The organism is Flavobacterium silvaticum, assembly GCF_012911565.1.
GTDB classification, from domain to species: domain Bacteria; phylum Bacteroidota; class Bacteroidia; order Flavobacteriales; family Flavobacteriaceae; genus Flavobacterium; species Flavobacterium silvaticum.
Window position 1 is genome coordinate 17,208 of the sequence record NZ_JAAMPU010000094.1, and the last position, 18,452, is coordinate 35,659.

At 44.5% G+C, this 18,452-nt stretch carries 15 protein-coding genes; 9 read left to right on the forward strand and 6 right to left on the reverse strand.

Going from position 1 to position 18,452, the window contains the following annotated elements; all coding sequences use genetic code 11:
* Positions 1-11: 11 nt before the first annotated feature.
* On the reverse strand, positions 12-1,835 hold the full coding sequence (locus tag G6047_RS01295; RefSeq protein ID WP_169525653.1) for a gliding motility-associated C-terminal domain-containing protein: 1,824 nt from the start codon (positions 1,833-1,835) through the stop codon (positions 12-14).
* Positions 1,836-1,842: 7 nt separating this feature from the next.
* Positions 1,843-3,672 carry a T9SS type B sorting domain-containing protein gene (locus G6047_RS01300; protein WP_317168260.1) on the reverse strand — a complete coding sequence of 610 codons (1,830 nt, stop codon included), beginning with the start codon at positions 3,670-3,672 and terminating at the stop codon, positions 1,843-1,845.
* Positions 3,673-3,844: 172 nt separating this feature from the next.
* On the opposite strand from G6047_RS01300, the gene G6047_RS16895 reads away from it, so the two are divergent.
* From G6047_RS16895 to G6047_RS01320, 4 genes are read left to right on the forward strand one after another with little or no spacing between them, the layout of a single operon-like run.
* Positions 3,845-4,822 (forward strand): GNAT family N-acetyltransferase, encoded by a 978-nt coding sequence (locus G6047_RS16895; RefSeq protein ID WP_317168261.1) that lies wholly within the window; start codon positions 3,845-3,847, stop codon positions 4,820-4,822.
* Positions 4,819-5,931, forward strand: coding sequence for a DegT/DnrJ/EryC1/StrS family aminotransferase (locus tag G6047_RS01310; RefSeq protein ID WP_169525655.1), 1,113 nt, complete (start codon positions 4,819-4,821; stop codon positions 5,929-5,931). Before G6047_RS16895 ends, G6047_RS01310 begins: the two co-directional genes overlap by 4 nt.
* Positions 5,931-6,488: an acyltransferase gene (locus G6047_RS01315; protein ID WP_169525657.1), complete on the forward strand. Its 558-nt coding sequence runs from the start codon at positions 5,931-5,933 to the stop codon at positions 6,486-6,488. Before G6047_RS01310 ends, G6047_RS01315 begins: the two co-directional genes overlap by 1 nt.
* Positions 6,485-7,774 carry an O-antigen translocase gene (locus tag G6047_RS01320; RefSeq protein ID WP_169525659.1) on the forward strand — a complete coding sequence of 430 codons (1,290 nt, stop codon included), beginning with the start codon at positions 6,485-6,487 and terminating at the stop codon, positions 7,772-7,774. Before G6047_RS01315 ends, G6047_RS01320 begins: the two co-directional genes overlap by 4 nt.
* A 115-nt stretch (positions 7,775-7,889) precedes the next feature.
* Here G6047_RS01320 and G6047_RS01325 read toward each other — a convergent pair whose 3' ends face one another.
* A complete protein-coding gene (locus G6047_RS01325) occupies positions 7,890-9,032 on the reverse strand; it encodes a glycosyltransferase family protein (protein WP_169525661.1) in 1,143 nt (380 codons plus the stop codon).
* 37 nt (positions 9,033-9,069) lie between these two features.
* Here G6047_RS01325 and G6047_RS01330 point away from each other — a divergent pair, with 37 nt between their 5' ends.
* Both G6047_RS01330 and G6047_RS01335 read left to right on the forward strand, forming a co-directional pair.
* Positions 9,070-10,173 (forward strand): glycosyltransferase, encoded by a 1,104-nt coding sequence (locus tag G6047_RS01330; protein ID WP_169525668.1) that lies wholly within the window; start codon positions 9,070-9,072, stop codon positions 10,171-10,173.
* Between the two features lie 47 nt (positions 10,174-10,220).
* Positions 10,221-10,619 (forward strand): sugar 3,4-ketoisomerase, encoded by a 399-nt coding sequence (locus tag G6047_RS01335; RefSeq protein WP_169525669.1) that lies wholly within the window; start codon positions 10,221-10,223, stop codon positions 10,617-10,619.
* Here G6047_RS01335 and G6047_RS01340 read toward each other — a convergent pair.
* Positions 10,613-11,557 carry a glycosyltransferase family 2 protein gene (locus G6047_RS01340; RefSeq protein ID WP_169525670.1) on the reverse strand — a complete coding sequence of 315 codons (945 nt, stop codon included), beginning with the start codon at positions 11,555-11,557 and terminating at the stop codon, positions 10,613-10,615. The genes G6047_RS01335 and G6047_RS01340 overlap by 7 nt on opposite strands.
* A 79-nt stretch (positions 11,558-11,636) precedes the next feature.
* Here G6047_RS01340 and G6047_RS01345 point away from each other — a divergent pair, with 79 nt between their 5' ends.
* Both G6047_RS01345 and G6047_RS01350 read left to right on the forward strand, forming a co-directional pair.
* Complete coding sequence (locus G6047_RS01345; RefSeq protein ID WP_169525671.1) at positions 11,637-12,746, forward strand: glycosyltransferase family protein; 1,110 nt, start codon at positions 11,637-11,639, stop codon at positions 12,744-12,746.
* Position 12,747: 1 nt separating this feature from the next.
* Positions 12,748-13,572 carry a 2OG-Fe(II) oxygenase gene (locus G6047_RS01350; protein WP_211165354.1) on the forward strand — a complete coding sequence of 275 codons (825 nt, stop codon included), beginning with the start codon at positions 12,748-12,750 and terminating at the stop codon, positions 13,570-13,572.
* Here G6047_RS01350 and G6047_RS01355 read toward each other — a convergent pair.
* Entirely contained in the window at positions 13,569-14,252 is a 684-nt protein-coding gene (locus G6047_RS01355; RefSeq protein WP_169525672.1) for a cell division ATP-binding protein FtsE, read from the reverse strand. The two genes, G6047_RS01350 and G6047_RS01355, sit on opposite strands and share 4 nt — an antisense overlap.
* Positions 14,253-14,432: 180 nt before the next feature.
* A complete protein-coding gene (locus tag G6047_RS01360) occupies positions 14,433-15,176 on the reverse strand; it encodes a hypothetical protein (RefSeq protein ID WP_169525673.1) in 744 nt (247 codons plus the stop codon).
* A 264-nt stretch (positions 15,177-15,440) separates the two neighbouring features.
* Here G6047_RS01360 and G6047_RS01365 point away from each other — a divergent pair, with 264 nt between their 5' ends.
* Positions 15,441-18,452, forward strand: coding sequence for a tetratricopeptide repeat protein (locus G6047_RS01365; RefSeq protein WP_169525674.1), 3,012 nt, complete (start codon positions 15,441-15,443; stop codon positions 18,450-18,452).

The following is an 18,452-nucleotide window of genomic DNA, read 5'->3' on the forward strand; positions in this document are numbered from 1 at the left end:
GCACTTAGCTATCAGTGCGTAATATATAAAAATCCGTTGAGTGGTTTGGGATAATCGGGGTCGTTTAATTCAAGGATGTAATAGTAGGTTCCGTCGGGGACTTTGTCGTGGTCGAGCCGGATGCCTTCATTGCCTTGTCCGTCCCAAGGTGCGGTTTTGTTGTTCCCCGTCCAGATAAGTGTTCCCCATCTGTTGTAAATGAATAATTGAAAGTTGAGGAAAATGTCATACAGCCCTTTGATGATGAACGTATCATTTTTTCCGTCTCCGTTTACCGATATGAAATTATAAACCGTGGGCGGGCAATTGTGAACTTCCAATTCGAATTGCGTCAGCGTGAAACAGGGCGCTTCATCTATGCGGACAAAAATGGTCTTTGGTGTTGTAGCGGCTTCAAACGATGTGTAATCTGATATTTCATTTTCCATATCAAACGCATTCTGACTGCTTTCAAAGAACCGGACAGTTTGTCCCGGATTTGTGGCAATAGCTGTTCTGACACCTGAAAGATCAAAAATTCCGCGTCCGTTTCCAAGATTACAGCTAAGTTGGTTTGGAGGCACATTGTAGTCTATGGCGCTGCTATCCGGAATTTCAATAAAAAAGGTATTGTTGTCTTCGTTTAGTTCTGTAACCTGTCCAGATCCGGTGCCATTGTCATCTACCACTACTTTTATGCTTACCGGAAGCACGGTTCCTGAGGGAAGTGTCAGGAGTTGCGAACCCGATTGGCTTCCGTCAACAGGAATATCGGCATTTGTTTGGCTTGTTGCCAGCAGTATGTCTCCCAGATAAAAGGCTATTGGCGTTCCCGCCGGCAAAATATCGGAGGAAAGCAGATTTGAAACAGTATAATCGAGCGTCAGGTCAAGGCCGGAACAAATGGGATGATTGTTTTGTGCTGTTATTTCGGCATCAGGATAAATCGCTGACAATCTGGTAACCACGACATTTATATTGACTACGTCACGAATAAAAAAGATTTCCTCAAAAAGCACGTTTCTCGATATCAGTTTTAAATTGGCCGATGTGTCTCCGGCAGATAAGCTGGAGCTGATGTCAAACACGTCAAGATCCATGTTGTATAAATTATCGGCACCTGTAAAGCTATTGGTTCCGTTGAATACATCGTTGAACGGATTCAACGGCGCATTGCTCAGTGTATCGTTGTTGAACACCACGTATTCCTGCATGGGGTCGCCTTTGTCGCCTTCCCAGGCAATGAAGCCTATTTTTGAGCCTGCAGGATCGGCCACCGAAAGATTGTCCAGGTTTATGTTGACCATTTGGGGAATCGTCTGCATTCCGTCATAAATATTCAGCTGGTAGGTGGGAAACGATGGATTTTCATAGACCACAACAAGTGCCCATCCGGCAAAATTCAGGCTTCCGTCGCAATACGGTTCCAGAAATGGGTTTACGTCCAGTTCCGAAAGTGTGTAAACGCTATTTCCTGTTGATTTTACCAGAGAACTCACGTCGGCAAATCCGCTGAAGACGGGTAAATTCGACCCCGACATATTGATGACAAAGGTGCGTTGGGCAACAATATCGGAACCATTGAGCTTGACTTCAAAATCGCCCGGTCCTGCGCCTGCCCAATATAAATAAGCGGCCTTGATCTGGTCGCTGGTATTCAGCGCAAGGGTGGCTGAGCTTTGGGTAAGGGCCATGCAGGCAGCATCTTCTGTCTCATTTGGAAAAAGGTTCATCGTATTCCCGATGAAAACAAAATCCTGACGGCCGTTGAATTGTTTATAAAGTGTGACGGGCTGCGCCAATCCTGAAAATGCAGACAAAATCAAAAGGCATAAAAAATAATTCAGGTGACGCATGTTGTTTTCAATGCGTAATATATAAAAATCCGTTGAGTGGTTTGGGATAATCCGGATCGTTTAACTCAAGAATGTAGTAATAGGTTCCATCAGGTACTTTTTCGTGGTCGAGCCGTATGCCTTCATTGCCTTGTCCGTCCCATTTGCCACTTGAGTTGTTTCCTTTCCAGATTTCCGCGCCCCATCGGTTGTAAATGGACAACTGGAAATTGAGGAAAATATCATACAGGCCTTTGATGATAAACGTATCATTTTTTCCGTCGCCGTTGACCGATATAAAATTGTAAACCGTAGGCGGGCAATTGTGAATGTTGAGTTCAAAAGATGCCGTATTGTAGCAAGGATCGTCCTGAATCCGGATGTAAATAGTGTGAGGCGTGTCATTCGCGTGGTAATTCGAATAATCGAGGATGGGATTGCTGTTCGATTCGGCATCGGCCTGGCTTTCAAAAAACTGTACCGATTGGTTTTGATTCGTCACGACACTATCGGCCACTTCGGAAAAATCAAAAGTTCCGCTCGTCAGCCCTTCGTTACACGCCAAAAGATTTTGCGGTTGATTGATTTCAGGCAGCGGAAGCAACGTGACACTGAGTCCAAAACTGTTGTTGTTTTCGTCTATTTCCGTAACGATGCCCGTGGTTCCGTCATCGTCGGCAACAAGAGTCAGCGTAAAGGTATCCGGTACGCCTGCAGGAATTGTGATTATCGTTTGGCCCGTTTCGCTTCCGTCGATAGGGATGTCGTTTTGGGTGTAGACCGTTCCACAGGCAATCCCGTCGGCATAAATGGTCACCGGTGTTGCGGCGGGCAAGACATCGGTACTTGCCGTATTGAAAACCGTATAATCAAGTGTGATGACACGTGAATTGCATTCAGGGACAGGCGGTTCGGCGGTCACGGTCGCGTCCGGCAATTGGCTGTTGAGCTTGGTCACGACCACGTTTATCATGACAAAATCGCCGGAAATGGTTCCGTTTGGATTTTGCTGGCCGGACGTAAGCTGTACGTGGGCAGAGGTATCGCCTATGTTGATATTTCCCTGAATGTTATACGCGTCCAGGTCCATATTGTATAAATTGTTCGCTCCCGTGAAACTGTTGGTTCCGTTAAAAGCATTGTTGACCGGATTCAGCGGCGGATTACTAATGGGATTTCCGTTGACCGAAAGCGTTTCATTAATGGCGATGTTCGGGTCTTTATCGCCTTCCCAGGCCACAAACCCAATGCGCGCGCCCACGTTGTCGATTACATTGAGATTGTTCAGATAAATGTCGATGACAAGAGGAACGCCCTGAAGCCCGTCGTAAACATTTAGCTGATTGAGCGGAAAGGCATCGTTTTTATACACGACAACAAGTGTCCAGCCTGCAAAATTTGTACGGTTATCACAATATTTATCTGGCATCAGGAATGGATTGATGTCGAGTTCAGATAACGTATAAAGCCCGTTTCCGGTAGCTTGCACCAGCGAAGTCACATCTGCGAACGCGCTGAAATATTCATACCCGAAATTCCAGTGTATGTATTCGAACGTGCGGGTTGCGCTGATGTCGGTTCCGTTGAGTTTGACATCAAAATCACCGGTCCCTGATCCGGCCCAATATAAATAGGCACTTTCAATCTGGTCTGATGAATTAAGGTTTAGTGTGGCGGCTGATTCGGTGAGCGCGAAACAAAATGCATTACCGTTGTTTTCGGCCGTATTCATGGTGTTTCCGACAAAAACAAAATCGTAACGCCCGTTGAATTGCTCGTAAAGCGAAATATCCTGAGCCGAACAAAGCACAGGAAGCAGAAGCAGCATAAAATAAAACCGAGATAAAATTCTTGCCACGGCCCGTGGTTTACAGTCGCCTAAAGATAGCACAAATACAAATCGGTTGCGCCGGCAATATCAAATGAAGCGGATAGGGAAATATTGATTAATTTGGCGACTGGTTTTAAAAGGATTTTTGTTGATTTGATGATTCGAATCCACAAATCAGCAAACCATCAAATCAACCTTTGTGAAGATCTATTCCGTAAAGCGTTACGAAAAAACAGATTCCGCCCGTTGGGACGCCCTTGTAAAGCAATCCCGGAACGGTACTTTCCTGTTTGAACGTGCTTACATGGATTATCACAAGGATCGTTTTGAAGATCATTCGCTATTGGTTTTTGAAGATGGTAAACTCGTTGCGTTGCTTCCGGCGAATCTTGAAAAAGACGGTTTGTACTCGCATTGGGGCTTGTCTTATGGCGGATTTATATACGGCATTGGTGTCAAGCTCCCCAATTTTCTCGGGATTTTCCAGGCGACGCTAAGCTATCTGCACCAAAACGATATTCAGGCTTTATCCATAAAGGAAATTCCTGAGATTTATCATCAGGTTCCTTCCGACGAAATCTCCTATGCCTTGTTTTTGGCCGAAGCGGAATTGACCCGATGTGATACGCTTTCGGTCATCGACAAATCCAACCCATTGCCCGTAGCTTCTAACAGGATGAGCGGTGTCAAAAAAGCCGTGTCACTTGGCATACAACTCATAGAATCTGATAAACTCGATGAATTCTGGAACCAACTCCTGATTCCGAATCTCGCCGCAAGGCATGCCGCAAGTCCGGTACATTCACTTGAAGAAATGCAGTTGCTCAAATCAAGATTTCCGGATAAAATCCGCTATTTTTCGGCCTTGCAGGAAGGAAAACCAGTGGCCGGCTGCATTGTTTTTGAAACCGAAACCACGGCCCATATGCAATATATTTCCGCCGATGAAAACCGAAGCGAACACGGTGCACTTGACTTTTTACATTACCAGCTGATCATGGAAACCTTTAGCGGAAAACGATATTTCGACTTCGGGACATCGAATACGAACCAGGGATTGAACCTGAACGAAGGTTTGTTGTTCTGGAAAGAAAGTTTCGGGGCGAGAACCATAACGCAGCGTTTTTACAAAGTCGATACATCAAAACACGAACGTTTCAAAACCGTTTTGCTATGATTCCGTTCAACGACCTTAAAAAATCGAACGACAGGTTCCGTGATGCTTTTGCCGGAAAACTGCAATCGGTACTTGATTCCGGACAGACGATTTTGGGCAATGAAGTTTCTCTATTTGAAAAATCATACGCAAACTACTGCGGAACCAGCTATTGCCTTGGCGTTGCTAACGGCCTCGATGCGTTGATCCTTATTTTCAAGGGTTACATGGAACTTGGTAAATTAAAATCCGGGGATGAGGTAATCGTTCCCGCAAATACCTACATTGCCAGTATTCTTGCCGTTTCACATGCGGGTTTGGTTCCTGTTCCTGTTGAGCCGGATGCATTGACCTGTAATATTGACCCGGTCGAGGTGAAAAAAGCAATTACCCCAAAAACCCGTGCCGTACTTGCGGTCCATTTATACGGAAGATTGGCGCTGATGGATGAATTGGATGCCATCTGCAAACAAAACAACCTGTTGCTTATTGAAGACGCGGCCCAGTCACACGGGGCGCAAACGGTTTTTGGCGGACACGTAAAAAAAGCCGGAAATCTTTCAGATGCTGCCGGTTTTAGTTTTTATCCCACAAAAAACCTCGGAGCCATTGGCGATGCGGGAGCGATCACGACGAATGATGAATCACTTTTCAATGTGCTGGTCAAACTCAGGAATTATGGAACCGAGAAAAAATACATCCACGATTTCAAAGGCATCAATTCACGCCTCGATGAACTGCAGGCTGCTTTCCTCAATGTGAAACTGCCTTTCCTGGATTCGGATAATAAGCGTCGGGAAGAAATAGCGACTTTATATCGGTCAGGGATAAAAAATCCCACGATTCGGGTTCCGGACTTTGGTGCGACAGGTGAAAATGCGTTTCATTTGTTCGTAGTTTTTTGTAAAGAAAGACAGTCGTTAATGCAGCATTTGTCTGACAACGGCGTACAATCGATGGTACATTATCCGGTTGCGCCGCATCGTCAGGTCGCATATAGTGAATGGTCTGGATTTTCATTCCCCATCACAGAAAAAATTCATGACGAAATTCTGAGCTTGCCTATAAGTGCTGTGTTGTCAACCGAAGCTGTTGAAAAAGTGATCCGAACCCTAAATGAATTTGCCTGATGGCCTCAATCCTGACCCATATCATTATCCGATTAAGGAACCTCAAGTATAAAGTACTGTCTGATTGTAAAAATGTATCCGGCAAAACCATGCAATACCAGCCCACCTTGCTTACCGGGAAAGGGCATATCAAATTTGGCGAAAATGTTCAAATCGGGGTCATTTCATCTCCTGCCTATTACTCGGATTATGCGTATCTCGAAGCCCGAAATGTTGACAGTCGCATAGAAATTGGCAACAATGTAAGCATCAACAATTGTTTCAAATGTGTGTCTTTTTCCAGGATTACCATTGCAGACCACGTTCTCATAGGATACAATTGCTATATCATGGATAATGACGGGCACGAGGCTGATCCGGCAAAAAGAACTGAAATCCCACGAAGCAAGCAGGTCTGCATAGGAGAAAATGTTTTTATCGGCGATAACGTAACCATTCTGAAAGGTGTTGAAATTGGCATGAATTCCATTATCGGTGCCGGTTCCGTAGTGACCAAAAGTATTCCGGATAATGCTGTGGCAGCTGGAAATCCGGCCCAAATAATCCGGATGTTATGATAGGCCGGCTTAAGCAGAACAAGCTCGTCCGCGTCCTTTCGTTGAATTCCATTTCTGTAGGGATCAATTTTGTGCTTGGTTTTGCATCGGCTAAAATAATATCGGTTTTCCTTGGTGCATCGGGAATGGCTTTGATTGGCAGTTTCCGAAACTTTATCGCCATGGTCAAAGGGCTTTGCACTATGGGAATAAGCAGTGCGGTGATTACGCTGATTATTGAAAATAAGGAAAATCCCAAGGCACTTTCGGCTATTTATTCTACCTTTTTCTGGCTCTTGGCAATTGCGTCGGTCGTGCTTTCAGGAATAGGATTATTCTTTTGCAACGCACTGTCGCAATTTCTGTTCTACACCATTGATTATGTCAACCCATTGCGGTTATTTTTGTTGTTATTGCCGCTTGTGGTCCTTACTATTTTCTGGCTCGCCATTTACAACGGATTCAGTCTTTTCCGGAAAATCATCTACATACAAACCATCTCTTCGATACTGGTCTTTGCGGTTTCGGGCATTGGCATATGGAAATTCGGTATAGATGGAGGTTTGGTTTCTTTGGCAATAGGCGAAGTGCTGATTGTTGGCGTTACATCTGTTTACCTTGTCAAAGACATCCGGCAATTCGATTGGAAGCTGCAATTTGGGATTGACGGAACGTATTTGAACAACATACGGAAATTCGCGATCATGGCGATTGTTTCGGCGGTTGTCGGACAAGGTACATTATTACTTATCCGCAACATTCTTATAGCTGATTCGGGTTTGTCACAAGCCGGGATTTGGGATGCGGCAAATCGTTTTTCCGGATTTTTGATGACGTTCATCAATTCGGGGCTGACACTGTATTACATGCCCAAATTGGCTTCAAGCCAGAGTGAACAGGAATTCGTTGCCGAAATCAGGACCTATTACAAAATACTTGTTCCGCTTTCGCTTGTACTTATCGTGTCCCTTTATGCACTGCGTAATTTGGTTATCCATTTGGTTTTTTCGGCAGAATTCTCACCTGTGGCCGATTTGATAAAATGGCAGCTTGCCGGTGATTTTCTCAGGATTCTTTACCTGGCTTTTGGTTTCAGGTTATTGGTCAAACAACAGGTGTGGCGGTATTGCAGCATCGAAATTGGGTTTAATGTTATCTATCTGTTGCTTTCTTATGAGCTGGTTTCAAGGTATGAGGCAGAAGCGGCTGTAATGGCATATTTCTTTGCAAATGTTGTCGCTTTACTTATTATGGTTTGGCATTTTCCGGTTACTATAAAGTCCGTATTCCAAAAAGAAGTAGTTTAAGTGGCCTGATTATGGCGCGTCGCGTTCGATAAATGTATTTGATTTTCAATCCCGAAATAGCTTTGATTCTTCTGTTCCGAACAACTTCGATTCGGGATGCGAAGCCATAAAAGGATCAATGCGATTTCCAGGTTCCAAGATAGCGCAAAGCGATTTGTTCCAGGTCGTGTTCTTTTTCAACAAAGGAACGCGCCCGTTTTCCAATCGCTGTAATTTCACCCGGATTCTCAATAAGTTTTTGAAGTTCAGATACCAGTGTTTCCACATTTGGTGCGGCATCTATTACCACGCGTTCATTCAACCCGAATTGCTCCATGAATTCCGATCCGCCGCCCGTAAAAACTACTTTCCCTGCCGCCATGGCCTCAAGCGCATTATAACCCTGATCTGTCGAATATACCTGATCGAGTAAAATATGGGCACGGTCATAGGCTTTGATATAGTCGGCATATGGCATATTTTCAACCACGACAATTTCGACTTTATCGGCGTATGCATATTTGATTTCGGCCAGCGCCAGTTCAAAATACGGAATGCCTTTGGCGTAATACGTATGTCGGTTGATTCCGAGGAAAATCACGACTTTCCCAACTATTTCAATCGGCTTGAAATCTATTTTTTCAAGATTGACCGGATTCGGGATCAAACCTATGAATTCTGGGTTTCCTTTGAGCGGATACACGTAATCAAGATCTGTGGCAATCACACCATTCACGTTTTGGTATAAGTAATCGTGGATTTTTTTATGGTCAGATGACAGGAAGTTGAATACATATTCAAACTGATGCTTCAATTTTTCCGGATTTTCAAAATACGGATCGAGCATGGAGTAGGGAAGTGTCCGTTTCATAAGGAAGCTCACCGTCATATAATCGGCACCGGAACAAAGCAGGAACATTTTTTTGTTTTGAGCCGATAGCTGTTTGAGCAATTTCAGTTCAAGATCCGGAAAAGTGTTTATGGTCGCTTCGTTTATCAACTGGACCACATCATATCCTTTTAGGTTTTTGAGGATTTTTTTAAATCGGAAACCACGTTCGAACCGGTTAAGGTCGTATCCGAACAATCGTCTTAAAACGCGCTCTGAAATACGTCCGAAGTTCGTCTGTGTAAACGAATTCCCAAAACTGTAATCAGACGGATAACCTTTAAATCCGTCACCGCTACTCACTAAAGTCACTTCATGGCCAAGCCGGATCAAGCCTTCTTTCAGGGAATTGTGCAACCGACTGTATTCGCCCACGAGCAATATTCGCATGAATGTGTTTACCTTTGATGCGAAAATAACCATTTGCATGACCAAACCCGAAACAAAACCCCTCAAAATTGCACTGGTTGGCGATACGCTTGCCGGTGGCGGGGCAGAAAGGGTTCATGCAGTGCTTTCGCAATTGTTCCATAGATACAGCGTGACAGTCCATAATGTGATTCTGTACGACGGTGTTTCCTATCCGTTTTCCGGAAAGCTTCTCGATTTGGGCCAGATGAAGGACGGAAACAAATGGCACCGGTTCAAAAAAGTGCTTGAACTCAAAAAATTCTTCGACCAGAACCATTTTGATTATATCATAGATTTCAGGTACCGCGTTAGCGGCATCAATGAATTGCTGATGTTTTATGTGGCCTATAATGTGCCGGTTATTTACACCGTCCATAGTGGCAAAGTGGAAAATTACGTCGGGCCAAAAAGCCTTATACACCGATTGGTTTATGACAAGGCATTTCGCATTATCGGCGTCAGCAAAGCGATTTCGGGCCGATTGCAAGAAATACTCAAATCAAAAGTGACCACATTCTACAATCCGGTTGAAATCGACAGGCTGCAAAAGGAAAGCGATGCATTTGTACCATCGGAAGACAACTATATACTTGCCGTAGGCCGGCTCAACGAACGCGTGAAGCAATTCGACAAGCTGATCCTTTCGTATAAAAATTCCAGTCTGCCCAAAGAAAATATCAAGCTTCTCATAGTAGGCGATGGCTGGATGCGTGAAGAACTTGAAACAATCATTCGCGACAATAACCTTACGGAATCTGTAATTCTTAAAGGCCAACAATCGAATCCGTTCCCGTATTATAGAAAAGCGAAGTTCACTGTATTGTCAAGTGCCTATGAAGGTTTCCCGAACGCGCTTCTCGAAAGCCTTGCCGTTGGAACGCCCGTTGTTTCTTTCGATTGCTTTTCGGGACCCTCTGAAATCATAACGCACGAACACAACGGATTGCTTGTAAAAGACCAGGATTTCGAGGCCCTTTCAATGGCTATGGACAGATTCATTTCTGACAGGCAATTGCATGACAACTGTAAAGTGAATGCCCAACAAAGTGTGGAACGTTTTGAGCCGAATGCCATAATACAACAATGGCTTACACTATTTCGTGTCGAACCAGCCGAATAATTGACGTACTTTGCCAACCCAGGCAAGAGCCGATTAAACAAACCCGCATGCAGATTGAACTTATACAAATACCCGTGGTACGCGATCATCGCGGCAACCTTGGTATTGTGGAAGGAAATACGATTCCCTTTGCCCTTAAACGTGTCTATTATTTGTTCGATGTTCCCAGCGGAGCCAAGCGCGGCGGCCATTCACACATCGAACAGGAAGAGTTGCTGCTCGCACTTTCAGGCAGTTTCGATGTGATTTTGCACGACGGATTGAAGCAACACAGAATTACTCTCAATAAACCAGATACCGGATTGCTCGTGCCCAAACAAACGTGGCGCGAACTTGAGAATTTTTCATCCGGAAGCGTGTGTATGGTGATTTCTTCGGGTGAATTCGATGAGTCCGACTATATTCGCGATTTCGATTCTTTTATAGAATCAAGCCGCGCTCAGTGATAGGCCGATAGCCGGATCTTTCTTTTTTCAAGCACTTTTTTGAACCGGTACAACAACTGCAAAATGGTTGTTGGAAGCGAAAGCAGGAATTTGGTTTTGGCCGACAGGTTTTCTTCGGCAATGGCTTTTCTGTATAATGAATACCGGTCGTCACCAGCAATTTTCATCTTGAGCGCAAATTCCGCCCGATAGAGGTCGAGGAACTTTTTGAGCGATTTGTTTTTGGCTTCTTCTGCCAAAAAACCATCGAGCGTTGCAAATTTCCGGTGTTTGGTCTGCGTCAGCGAAATGCGATTGTCTGCCGATAAATTGTGCTGTGCAGTCACTTTACTGTCAAAAGCGACCTGATATTTGAGTGCAACCCGAATCCATAAATCCAGATCTTCGCCGGCGCCTAACGTAATGGCTTCGCTGAAATTGCCAACATCTTCCAATACCTTTTTGGGAATTGCGATAGCCGATGTCCATGCAATGCGATCCACATAACTCGAAGCGAAATAATCCGGAACGATTCCTCGCCACGGAAAATCGGGAAGCCCGACCAGCGTGATGTCAATCGTTTCCTTTTCACTGTAATACAGCTGATAATTCGCGGCCAGGATTCCGGCTTGGGGAAAGTCGTTATGGAGTTGAACCAAATGTTCCAGATGATCCGGAAACCAGAAATCGTCGGCATCCAAAAAAGCGATGAGGTTAGATGATGCTTTGGAAATCCCAAGATTCCGTGCGGCGGAAACACCTTGGTTCTCCGTTTTGAAATATCGGATGCGGTTGTCCGTTATTCTCAACACTTCGGCTTCGCTTTCATCTGTAGAACCATCGTTTATGACAATCAGTTCAAAATCACTGAAAGTCTGCTCCAATGCGCAGTGCAACGTTTGGAACACATGGTTCTGCTTGTTGTACAAAGGCATAATGATGGAAACCTCAGGAATCATAGACAGGCTTAAAACTTAGGTTTCCAAAAATACTTTATTTTCTGAACACGGCCTAAATGTGCTAACTTTGGCTGTGTTTATGCGAGGTCCGTTACATATTGTAAGTTTCGATAATCCGTTTCCGCCAGTTTATGGAGGTGTGATCGATGTATATTACAAGGTTCGGGCATTGCATAAAATCGGTTATCGAATCCAGCTTCATTGTTTCGTGGCCGATATTCCCGATTCAGTCCCGGCTGAATTGTCGGAAGTGACAGATCAGGTTTTCTTTTATCGTAAACGTCGTAACCTATTTGACTTTTTATCTGCCAAACCCTATTCGGTCATGTTGCGCAGGCATCCGGATTTAAAAAGTAACCTCGAAAAAACCTGCGCGCCCATTTTATTCGAAGGTCTTAAACCAACGGCCGTCAATCAATTAGCATCGGTACAAAAAAAAATCCTGCGTCTCCAAAATATTGAACAGGATTATTTTTTTGGTATTGCCAAAAGTGAAACCAATGTTTTTAAAAAGCTTGCCTATTGGTTTGAGGGTTTGAAGTATGAAAAATATGAGCCCGTCATTTCAGAATTTGATGCTGTGGTTACATTGTCGAGATATGAAAACCAGCATGTTCAGAATCTGATCGGAAAGTCGCACTATATTCCACTCTTTCACGGAAACGAAAAAGTCCTTGAGCTTTCCGGTTCCGGAGAATTCGCCATTTATGCCGCCGATTTCAATACGCCGGACAACAGACGTGCAGCTGCTTTTATCATAGATGTATTCACGGAAACGGATTTTCCATTGATCATTACGGGATCGGGTGGGGAAGAAGATATAAAGCAACGTATCGGCAAGAGCAAAAAAATTACTTTTGTAAAGACCCAAAGTTATCCGGAATTACAGCAATTACTGGCATCGGCACATATAAACGTTATGTTTTCGTTCCAGAAATCAGGATCGAAATTAAAAGTAGTCAACGGCTTGTTCAACAGTCGGCATTGTCTGATAAACGAAAATATGATCGACGATCCGGAACTGGTCAGATTATGCCATGTGGCAAATAACAAAGCACAGTATCTGGAAAAAGTCAAAGAACTCTGGGAACAACCTTTTGAGGATTACGAAGAAAGAAAAGCCGTGCTCGAAAAGGTATTGTCTGATGTCGAAAATGCAAAAAAACTGGCCGCCATAATAAATGAATAATATGGAACTGAACCGCAAGGCGCTCGCCGATATCATTTTGGAAAAGATGCTTCTGACCGAAAATCAGTCGCGAATACAATACAGGCAAAGCTCAGAAAAAATAGGATACTTTTTTATAGACGATTTACTGCCAGAAGAAATCGCAGTCCGGATATTCCGTGCTTTTCCGGACGCTTCCCAAATGGTCCATAAAAAAAGCCTGCGCGAAGACAAATATGTAGCAGCCCAAATGGATCAATACAATCCGTTGCTTGAAGAAGCCATTTATGCGTTTCAGGATGAACGAATTGTTGAAGTGGTATCGCGTATTTGTAATTTAAAAGCGATCACTCCTGATGAAAACCTCTATGCCGGAGGAATTTCTGCCATGGGAAAAGGGCAGTTCCTGAATCCGCACCTTGATAATTCACATGACAAAGACCGCGAATTGTGGCGTGTACTCAACCTGCTGTATTATGTGACCCTGGATTGGGAACTTGATTATGGAGCGAACCTTGAATTGTGGCCAAATGGCATGGACGAACCGCAAATCACCATTCACAGTAAATTCAACAGACTCGCGGTGATGGCTACGCATAACGCTTCACTTCATTCGGTTTCGCCTGTAAAATACGATGGTTTGAGGTGTTGCGTTTCGAATTATTATTTTTCACAAGAGCCGTTGCAACCTACTGACAGTTTTCACGTAACCTCATTCCGCGGCCGTCCGGAAAATAAATTCACCGATGCTGTTTTAAGAGTAGATGCTTTCCTGAGGATGAAACTCCGGACGTTATTCAAAAAAGGGATACGCGAAAATCCGCATGTCTATAAAAAGAAAGATTAGACGCTTCGTTGTACGACCTCGAAAATAGAGTTATTGTCGCATTTCAACGTCTTTGACGGGAATTTCAGGAGCAACGCATAATCGTGTGTCGCCATAATGACGGCGCGTCCACTGGTATTGATCTTACGCAGTACTTCCATGACTTCAACACTCGTTTGCGGGTCAAGGTTTCCGGTAGGCTCGTCGGCAAGTATCAATTCCGGATCGTTGAGAAGCGCACGTGCGATGGCTACGCGTTGTTGCTCGCCTCCGGATAAACGGTGCGGCATTTTATTCGCTTTTCCGCCCATGCCCACGCGGTTCAATACCTCGTCGATTTTGTCCTGCATTTCCTTTTTGTCCTTCCAGCCTGTAGCCCGAAGCACGAATTCCATGTTGTCATTGATGCTTCTGTCCGGCAACAATCTGAAATCCTGGAACACAATCCCAATCTTTCTTCTCAAAAACGGAATCTGGGATTCTTTGAGCTTGGCCAGGTCATAACCTACCACTTCGGCTTGGCCTTCACGCAGTTTGAGATCGGCGTAAAGCGTCTTCATGAACGAACTCTTTCCTGTTCCGGTTTTTCCAATGATGTAAATGAACTCACCCGGACGCACGTCGAGGTTCACATTGGTAAGGATTGCGTGCTCATCCTGATAGATATTGACATTGGAAAGGGAAACGACAGTGTCAGACATGGGAGAAAATTTGAGCGTAAAAGTAATTAATAATTAACATCCGGGACGAACTTTTTTCGCCGAACCGAGCGAAGCGAATTAAGGGTGATTAGCAATAAAAAATCCCTGGCGGCTGCCAACAAAAAAATCCCCGAAGCCTTCTGATGGTTTCGGGGATCGGTTATTCTATGTACCAGAGTATCAATAATAGGTATATTGCACATTCGCCGTATAGGTTCCTTCTGAATCGAATATAGCCACAGACGTAGAAGATGTCGGATAATTATTGGCATTGTAAGTCAGCGTATTGGTCATGTAGTCAATGTCGTTCGTATCGTCATGGATTGAAATGATGTTCTGTTTGGCCCCGAAAAATTCGTGGTCGCCATGGTTTGCGAAGGCAATTTTGCTATAGCCTGTAACGTTTTTGAACGGGCTGTTCTTTCCGTCATAGGTGTATGTGTAGGTATCGAAGCCGGTCTGGACCATTTGTGTGACTTCGTCATTCTCGAAATGCAATGTGCTGATGAGGCCGTCATAATTAGAAGTCACCGTTCCGTCTGAATTATAAACAAAGCTTTCCGTTTCTTCCCATTCATCTTCAATGTCCTGGGAAACATAAAGCGTCAGGCGGCCATTGCCGTCATAGGTGAACGAATCTCGATATAATAGCTGCGAGCCCATGGTCTGGTCTATTTGCGTAATAAGATCCCCGGAATAGGTGTATGTATCCACGCTGCCGTCGTCGTATGTCGCCTGAACAATTTTGTTTCCGCTGTACGTGTACTGGATTACCTGGGTGAAATCGTCGGTGTCATCTGTGTAAACAATTTTTTTGATCAGGACGTCATCTGATCCATCGTCTGTAGATGAACCTGAATCATCAGAAGAACACGAAGTCAGTGAAATGGCAACGAAGCCAAGTAAAAAGGCAATTTTTTTCATTTTGGTTTGGAGTTTTTAATGGTTTTTGATTTCTGCCGGCCAGCAACTTTTTACTGGTTTTAAGCATTATGGCAAACTAATGAAAAAATAAATATCAAAAAAAGACTATACTAAAAATACTTAATAATGGGTATGTTGACATTTCACACAGTGTAAAATCAGTTAGATAATCCCAACTGTTAAAAACCTTGTGTATAATAAAACCAAACAGCCACCCGTTAACCAAAGTACGATGGGGTAACTTTACGAATCAAATATTTTGGAATGCGTAAAAGAAACCGGCTGGCCGGATTGCTCTTCTTATCGGGCGTCCTGACTCTATCGGCCCAGCAATCAGAAATCAATACCTACAAGCTCAAAGAGTTCGATGAAGCCTTGTCGCTTTACCGCAACAGCCAGTATTTGTCGGCACAACTCATCTTTGACAAAGTAGCCGCAGAAAATACCAAACAAGACCTAAAAGCCGATTGCGCCTATTACAGCGCCACCTGCGCCATCCGTCTCGAACAACCCGGAGCGGACGAACAGATGGAATCTTTCATAGCAGATTATCCGGCGAGCAGCAAGCAACCCATAGCTTATTCCGAGGTCGCGCGCTATTATTTCCAGCAGGGAAAATATCCGCAGGCACTTGAATGGTTTGAAAAGGTAGATGAGAAATCACTTTCCGGAAAAGAGCGCGATGAGTATCTGTTCCAGAAAGGATATGCGTATTTCAGCACCGGTCGAAAAAAAGAAGCGAACGATTATCTGGGCCAGGTTGTCAATTCTCAGGAATTCGGTTCTCAGGCCAAATACTACATGGGTTTTATGGCTTATGAAACCGACGATTACAAAGAAGCCAGTAAGTATTTCGATGAAGTTTCGGGCGAAGAAAAGTATAAGGAAAAACTATCGTATTTCCAGGCCGATATGAACTTCAAGCTCGGCAAGTTCAAAGAAGCCATCAAGACGGGTGAAGCGGCTATGGCCAAATCGAACGCCATGGAAAAATCGGAACTGAATAAAATCATCGGCGAAAGCTATTTCAACCTTGGCGAATACGACAAGGCGCTTCCGTATCTCAAAGAATACAAAGGCAAGAAAGGGAAGTGGAACAACACCGATTTCTATCAGCTTGGCTATGCGTACTACAAGCAAGGAGATTATACCAACGCGATTGCCCAGTTCAATAAGATCATCGACGGAAAAGATTCGGTTGCCCAGAATGCGTACTATCATTTAGGGGAAAGTTATCTGAAAACCAATAATAAGCAGCAAGCACTGAATGCGTTCAAGAATGCTTCCGAAATGCCGTTCGATGCAAGGATTGCCGAAGATGCCGCCCTCAATTACGCCCGCGTCAGTTACGACATCGGGAACTCGTATCAATCGGTTCCTGAGGTTTTGCAGGCGTTCCTCGATAAATATCCGCAGTCTGCCGCAAGACCGGAACTCGAAGGTTTGCTGATTAATTCCTACATCACGAGTAAAAACTACCAAGGTGCTTTGGCGTTGCTCGAAAAGAACAAAGGTTCGAACCGTGAAGCCTATCAAAAAGTGACGTTTTATCGGGGTCTTGAATTATACACGGATGGGAAATACGATGAAGCTTTGGCGTTGTTCAGCAAATCGTTATCCGAACCTAAAAACGGATTATACACCGCAAGAGCTACGTTCTGGAAGGCGGAAACACAGTTTACATTAGGTGATTTCAAATCGGCACAATCCGGATTCAAGGATTTCAGCGTTTCAGGTCAGGCTTCGGCTACACCTGAATTCAAAAACCTGCAGTACAATATAGGTTACGCGGCTTTCAAACTGAAGGAATACGATGCGGCCGCGACTGCCTTTGAAGCGTATACGACTGCCGGTAAAGGCGATAAAAAGCGTTCGGCAGATGCGTGGCTACGTTTGGCTGATTGCCGTTTCGTGACCGCAAAATACTGGCCGGCCATGGATGCCTATAACAAGGTAATCGAAGGTGGTGGTTCCGATGTCGATTATGCCGCGTATCAGAAAGCGATTTCATACGGATTCGTCAGTAAGAACGACAAGAAAATCGAAGACCTGAAGAAATTCGAGGCTACGTATCCGAAATCACAATACCGTGACGATGCGTTGTTCGAGCTTGGAAATACCTATGTGTCCGAAAAGAAAACCCAACTCGCCGTTGCCGCTTACGATGAATTGCTGCGTGATTATCCGACCGGGAATTACAATGCCAAAGCCGTATTGCGTCAGGGATTGGTCTATTACAACAACGACAATGACGAGCAGGCGCTTCTCAAATTCAAGAAAGTCGCTGCCGATTACCCGAATTCAGCCGAAGCTCAGGAAGCCGTTGCAACGGCACGATTGATTTATGTCGATAGCGGACGCGTGAGTGAATATGCAGCCTGGGTTCGTGGACTCAGTTTTGTGGAAGTGTCCGATGCCGAATTGGATAACGACAGTTTCGAAGCGGCTGAAAAGCAGTATCAGCAGAATAATGAAAAGGCTGCAACGACACAACTTGCAGCGTACGTTTCCCAGTTCCCGAACGGATTGCATTCGGTCAAAGCGAATTTCTATCTGGGGCAATTGTACTTCAAACAAAATGCGATCGACAACGCAGCAAAAAGCTTCCAGAAAGTAGCAGATGCACCACGTGGCGAATTCACCGAGCAGGCTTTGGTGCGCCTGTCTGAAATCGCGCTTAAAAAACAAGATCCTGCGAATACGGTGGTTGTGCTTAAAAAGCTCGAATCGGCTGCTGAATATCCGCAGAACATCACTTTTGCACAGGCGAACCTGATGAAAACCTATTACGAGCAGAAAGATTTCCCGAATGCCGTAATCTATGCCGAGAAAGTCCTTGCGAATCCAAAGACGGAAGACAAGGTAAAATCTGACGCACAAATCATTATTGCGCGTTCGGCCTGGCTTTCCGGTGACGAAGCGAAGGCCAAATCGGCTTATGCCACGTTACAGACCATTGCAAAAGGTGAACTCGCAGCCGAGGCTTTGTACTATGATGCCTATTTCAAAAGCAAGGAAGGAAAATACGATTTGTCAAATGCCGCAGTCCAGAAATTGGCGAAAGACTATTCGAGCTATAAATATTTCGGCGCCAAAGGATTGGTCGTCATGGCCAAAAACTTCTACAATTTAAAGGATAGCTATCAGGCGACCTACATCTTGGACAATGTCATCAAGAATTTCACGGCTTATCCCGATGTGACAGAAGAGGCGCAAACCGAACTGACGCGCATCCGTACCGAAGAAGCCAAGACCAATTCATCCATCCGTCAATAG